This window comes from Streptomyces sp. NPDC054840, assembly GCF_053611065.1.
In genome coordinates, this window is record NZ_JBSGZP010000526.1 from 1 (window position 1) to 5,341 (window position 5,341).

Sequence of the window (5,341 nt, forward strand, 5' to 3'; positions counted from 1 at the left end):
GCCCCCATACTGGGCGTATTCGGGCGTTCCGACAACGCGGCGAGGTGCCGTGGCCGGCGTCGTGCGCCCGCCGGGGATTACGGGACAGCCCTTAGCGGCGCACGGCGCAGAGCAGACCGTCGCCGACCGGGAGCAACGCGGCCTCCAGTGCGGGGCTCTCGCGGACGCTGCGCAGCAGCTCGCGGACGCGCAGCACCTCCACCGGCTGGGCCGCCGAGTCGACCGTACGGCCGTCGGAGAAGACCCCCTCGAAGCACACCAGTCCGCCGGGGCGCAACAGCCGCAACGATTCGGCGAGGTAGTCCAGGGACTCGGCGGGGTCCCCGTCGCAGAAGACGAGGTCGTATCCGCCGTCGGCGAGTCGCGGGAGTACGTCGAGGGCGCGGCCGGGGATGAAGCGGGCGCGGTTGCCCGCGAAGCCGGCGGCGCGGAAGGCCTGGCGGGCGAAAGCCTGCCGGTCCGCTTCGGGATCCACGGTGGTCAGCACCCCGTCGGGGCGCATGCCGTGCAGCAGATGGATGCCGGAGACGCCGGTTCCGGTGCCGATCTCGGCGACCGCCTTGGCGTCCGCGGTAGCAGCCAGCAGGCGCAGCGCGGCCCCGGTGCCGGGGGAGACGGACCTCAGGCCCGCTTCCCTGGACCGGTCGCGGGCCCATCGCAGAGCGTCGTCCTCGGCGACAAACGCGTCGGCGAACGCCCAGCTCGTCTGCCGGTTGCCGGTAATGACCCTCTCCTGTCCCCATAGTTGGCGCAACGGTGACTGTATCCGTTGACGTCGGGAACCCGCAGATGGGACCGGGCGTTGTGAAGGTGGAGGCGGGATAAGAGGGGACGGCGCCGGGCAGATCGGCGGCCAGGACCGTTCCAGGGCTTAAGTCTCGCGTAAAGATACTGCAAAAACGCTTATACGGAGCTGACAGAGGGGGTGGCTATGGTAGGGACTCCACTGGACACCACCAGAGCCGATAGGGGAGGTGCGGCTGCGCCTGTGGATCGTGGGGGCGTGCTGAGACGCCTCTTCTGGTCGGCGGGTGAGCCGAAATCCGTGACCTACATTGCTGACCGCTTCCACACCGCCGACGCCGCAACCACCGCGACCTTTGCCGCCGATGCGGGCTCCCAGGCGTGGACACCTCCCTCATGGGAGGAGATCGTCAGCACGCACAGCGCGCGGGTCTACCGCCTTGCCTACCGTCTGACAGGTAACCAGCACGACGCCGAGGACCTGACGCAGGAGGTCTTCGTCCGCGTCTTCCGCTCGCTGTCCACGTACACGCCCGGCACCTTCGAGGGCTGGCTGCACCGCATCACGACGAACCTGTTCCTGGACATGGTCCGCCGCAAGCAGCGGATCCGCTTCGACGCGCTCGGCGACGACGCCGCCGACCGGCTGCCGAGCCGTGAGCCGTCCCCGCAGCAGGTCCTGCACGACACCCACTTCGACGCGGATGTGCAGCAGGCGCTGGACACCCTCGCCCCCGAGTTCCGCGCGGCCGTGGTGCTGTGCGACATCGAGGGCCTGTCGTACGAGGAGATCGCCGCGACGCTCGGCGTGAAGCTCGGCACCGTGCGCAGCCGGATCCACCGGGGCCGTTCGCACCTGCGCAAGGCGCTCAAGCACCGGTCTCCGCAGGCCCGTGCCGAGCAGCGCGCGCTGGCCGGAGTGGCGATGGGCGCCCCCGCCGCCGGGGGAGAGGGCGGAACCGAGTGAGCGACGTCAGTCCGTCACCTGCCGAACAGCACTTGGGCGACCGGCTCGCCGCCCTGGTGGACGGGGAGCTGAAACACGACGCGCGCGATCGGGTCCTGGCCCACCTGGCGACCTGCGCCAGGTGCAAGGCCGAGGCCGACGCACAGCGCCGTCTGAAGACCATGTTCGTGGAGAGCGCGCCGCCGCCGCTGTCCGCGGGGCTGCTGGCGCGGTTGCAGGGGCTGCCGGGCGGCGGCTTCGACGATCCGTCGGGCCCCGGGGGTCCCGGCCGTCCCGCCGACTCCGCGAGCGCCGACCCCTTCGACGCGTTCGCGTACGGGTTGCCGGTCGCCGCCCGGCCGCGGCCGCAGGACGGCTTCCGCATCCACGAGGTGGGCCGTCCGCGCCGCCGGTTCGCCTTCGTCGCCGCCGGGGCCGTCTCGCTGGCCGCGCTCGCGCTCGGTGGTGCCCTGCCGCTGGAGGTGGACCCGAACCTCCGGGGTGACTCCCCGGCCCCGGCCTCCAGGCCCGGCCCTGCCCTGCCCGCGGCCGATCAGGGGGCCCGTGACCGCGGGCCCACCCCGGAGGCCGTCCCGACCCTTCTGTCGGCCGTGGCGACCCCGCTGCCGCCGCTCCAGCCCTCCCCACAGCCACCGGCACGTCCGGTCTCCCTGCTGCGCTGACGCGGGACCTGGTTGAATCCTCGGCACATGCGCATAGGTACGCGGGGAGCGCCCATGGCCGACAGGCAGCAGACCGACCCGGCTCCGCACTGGTGGAGCCGGCCCGAGGGGACGGCCGAGCGCGGCCGTCGCGAGGGGCTTCCCGCGCCGCGGCCCGAAACCGGGGGCGAGGACCACGTACAGGACGCGGCCCCGGACCAGGCTCCGGACGCGACGACCCCGGAGGTCCCGGACCCGGCTCGGGACGCGCCGACCGCTGACGTGCCTCCCCCCGACGCGACGACGCCTGACGTGCCGGCCGCGGTCCCCGCGGTGCGGTACGACCCCTGGGGCGCCGAGCCCTTGCAGGTCGTGGACCGGGGCCGGACGCCGCGCGGGATCCGGCTGTGGCAGGTGGTGGCCCTCAGCCTCGGAACGGCCCTTCTCGCCGGCGGGGTCGGCGGCTACCTCGGCGTCCTCGCCGAGCGGCGGAGCAACACCCGCCTGGAGCTGCCCCAGGCCGCCGCCGCGGACCGGGGCCGGGCCCCGGAGAGCGTGGCCGGGATCGCGGCCACCGCACTGCCCGGCGTGGTGACCCTGCACGTGCGGGGCACGAAGGGCAGCGGTACGGGCACCGGCTTCGTGCTCGACCTGCAGGGGCACATCCTGACCAACAGCCATGTGGTCGCCGACTCCCAGGAGATAACGGTCACCTTCGGCACCGGCGAGAGCGTCACCGCCGAGCTGGTCGGCCGCGACTCCGGCTACGACCTGGCCGTGGTCAAGGTCAACGGCGTGCGCGGGCTCCAGCCGCTGCGCCTGGGGAACTCCGAGAACGTGAAGGTCGGCGACCCGGTGGTGGCCATCGGCGCGCCCTTCGACCTGTCGAACACCGTCACCGCCGGGATCATCAGCGCCACCGGCCGGCCCGTCACCGCCGGCGGCGACAAGGGCGACGGCAGCGACATCAGCTACGTCGACGCACTGCAGACCGACGCCCCCATCAACCCGGGGAACTCCGGCGGCCCGCTCCTCGACGCGAAGGCCCACGTCGTCGGCATCAACAGCGCGATCCGCGGGGCCGACAAGAACGATCCGACCCTGCAGGGCGGCTCCATCGGGCTCGGCTTCGCCATCCCCGTCAACCAGGGCAAGCGCGTCGCCGAGGAGCTCATCCGCACCGGTCGTGCGACGCACCCGGTCATCGGGGTCACCCTGGACATGGACTACGCGGGCGACGGGGCCAGGGTCGGGGACAAGGGCGCGGACGGCAAACCGTCCGTGGTCGCCGACGGACCGGGCGCGCGTGCCGGCATCCGCGCCGGGGACGTGATCACCAAGGTGGACGGTCAGCGGGTCCGCGGCGGTGACGAACTGATCATCAAGATCCGGGCCCACCGCCCGGGCGACCGGCTGACCCTCACCGTGCTCCGTGACGGCCGCGAAAGCACACTGGAAGTGGTTCTCGGATCGGCGAACGGATCATGAGCGCGGGATGACGCGCCCAGGGGGTCTCCCGGACGAAGTCCGGACGAAGTCTGGGTGAGAAACGGCTGCGGAGCCGGTACGCAGGTATGGGTGCGTGGACAACGCCGGGTACCGTGTGTCGGGGCCCGAAGTGATACAGAGCCGAGGAGCGGCAAGGTGTTCAACGACATAGGCGCACTCGAACTCGTCACGATCGTGGTGCTCGGCATCCTCGTCTTCGGACCGGACAAGCTGCCCAAGGTCATTCAGGACGTCACGGGCTTCATCCGCAAGGTCCGGGCGTTCTCGGACAGTGCGAAGAATGACATCCGCTCCGAACTCGGCCCCGAGTTCAAGGATTTCGAGTTCGAGGACCTGAACCCGAAGACCTTCATCCGCAAGCAGCTGACCGAGAACGAGGACCTCAAGGAGCTCCGCACCAGCTTCGATCTCCGCAAGGAGCTCAACGATGTCTCGGACGCCGTGAAGAGCTCGGAGGCCGGCGCCGCCCAGACCTCCCCGGCCGCCGCCACGCCCGCCGTGACCGGCCCGGACCTGCTGAAGAAGCCCGCCGCTCCCGCTGCGGAGGAGCGCTCGCGCTTCGACGCCGACGCCACCTGACGCGCGGCCTGCCCGGCGATCCGCGGTCGGATGGCTATCCTCCATCTGTCCGGATCGCAGGACGCCCGAGGGAGGGGGTCCCCCCAGCACAGCGAGGGAGAGGGCCGTTCCGGACCCCACGGAACGAGAGGCCGCCCAGATGGAGACGACGAGCAGCAGCCGGGTAGGGGCGCAGACCGCGGAGGCCGCCGCCGCCGCAGCACCCGCCCAGGAGCCGGATACCGGCCCGGACAGCGATACACAGCCACAAGAGGCCCCCGCGCCCGTACCGGCGGCCCGCCGGACGGCCGAGGGGTTCCTGGCTGCCGACTTCCCCTGGTACGGGCTGGACGGGGCCTTCACCGGCCCCCGCTGGCTCATGCAGGTCGCCGTGGCCGCGGACGGCACGGTCGAGCACGGCTCCACCGGTCACGGCGACGAGCCCTCCGCCCGGGGCGAGCTAGCCACCGGCGAGAAGGAACGGTTCGCGGTCGTCATCACCGTGGCGAGCAATCCGCTGCGCCGCAGCGGCGACGGCACCGGCGTCCTTGAGGCCACCTCGGTCGCCTCGGCGGCCTGGCTGGCCGGCTCCGGGCTGCTGGCGTACAGCTGGCCCGGGCAGATGGACCACGCGCTGCGCGACGACTGGCTGGACCAGCAGACCGAGGCCGCGTGGGAGCTGGCGGACGACCTGGCCGGTGAGGACTGGTCCACGCTGTCCCTGCCGGTGGACGGCGAGCCGACGCCGTTCCACTACCGCGAGTCGGAGTTCGGCTGGGTGCTGGCCGGCTCCACCGGGAGCGGGGTCCACCTGGGCGCGTACGGCCGCGGGATGAGCGCCTACGGTCTCGGCTTCTCCGCGATCGCGGACCTCGGCTCGTACCAGTAGCGGGCAGCGGGGACCGGTACGGGGAAGGGCGCC

Annotated in this window: 6 protein-coding genes; 5 read left to right on the top strand and 1 reads right to left on the bottom strand. The window is 72.4% G+C overall.

Annotated features, from left to right (window positions below):
• Window positions 1–91 precede the first annotated feature (91 nt).
• Window positions 92–754 (bottom strand): O-methyltransferase, encoded by a 663-nt coding sequence (locus ACWGIU_RS28665; protein WP_037919526.1) that lies wholly within the window; start codon window positions 752–754, stop codon window positions 92–94.
• Between the two features lie 177 nt (window positions 755–931).
• On the opposite strand from ACWGIU_RS28665, the gene sigE reads away from it, so the two are divergent.
• The 5 genes from sigE to ACWGIU_RS28690 all read left to right on the top strand — a co-directional run bounded on the left by sigE (window position 932) and on the right by ACWGIU_RS28690 (window position 5,308).
• Window positions 932–1,711: an RNA polymerase sigma factor SigE gene (sigE, locus tag ACWGIU_RS28670; RefSeq protein ID WP_453710563.1), complete on the top strand. Its 780-nt coding sequence runs from the start codon at window positions 932–934 to the stop codon at window positions 1,709–1,711.
• Window positions 1,708–2,373, top strand: coding sequence for a zf-HC2 domain-containing protein (locus tag ACWGIU_RS28675; protein WP_453710565.1), 666 nt, complete (start codon window positions 1,708–1,710; stop codon window positions 2,371–2,373). Before sigE ends, ACWGIU_RS28675 begins: the two co-directional genes overlap by 4 nt.
• A gap of 54 nt (window positions 2,374–2,427) precedes the next feature.
• Complete coding sequence (locus ACWGIU_RS28680) at window positions 2,428–3,840, top strand: trypsin-like peptidase domain-containing protein (protein ID WP_453710567.1); 1,413 nt, start codon at window positions 2,428–2,430, stop codon at window positions 3,838–3,840.
• Window positions 3,841–3,996: 156 nt separating this feature from the next.
• Window positions 3,997–4,440, top strand: coding sequence for a sec-independent translocase (locus tag ACWGIU_RS28685; RefSeq protein WP_453710569.1), 444 nt, complete (start codon window positions 3,997–3,999; stop codon window positions 4,438–4,440).
• A 139-nt stretch (window positions 4,441–4,579) separates the two neighbouring features.
• Window positions 4,580–5,308: a hypothetical protein gene (locus tag ACWGIU_RS28690; protein WP_453710570.1), complete on the top strand. Its 729-nt coding sequence runs from the start codon at window positions 4,580–4,582 to the stop codon at window positions 5,306–5,308.
• The last annotated feature ends 33 nt before the right edge of the window (window positions 5,309–5,341 follow it).

What these genes read in the sequence shown, in the direction of transcription:
- sigE (WP_453710563.1), top strand. Translation starts at nt 932, where the DNA reads ATGGTAGGGACTCCACTGGACACCACCAGAGCCGATAGGGGAGGTGCG.
- ACWGIU_RS28680 (WP_453710567.1), top strand. Translation starts at nt 2,428, where the DNA reads ATGGCCGACAGGCAGCAGACCGACCCGGCTCCGCACTGGTGGAGCCGG.
- ACWGIU_RS28690 (WP_453710570.1), top strand. Translation starts at nt 4,580, where the DNA reads ATGGAGACGACGAGCAGCAGCCGGGTAGGGGCGCAGACCGCGGAGGCC.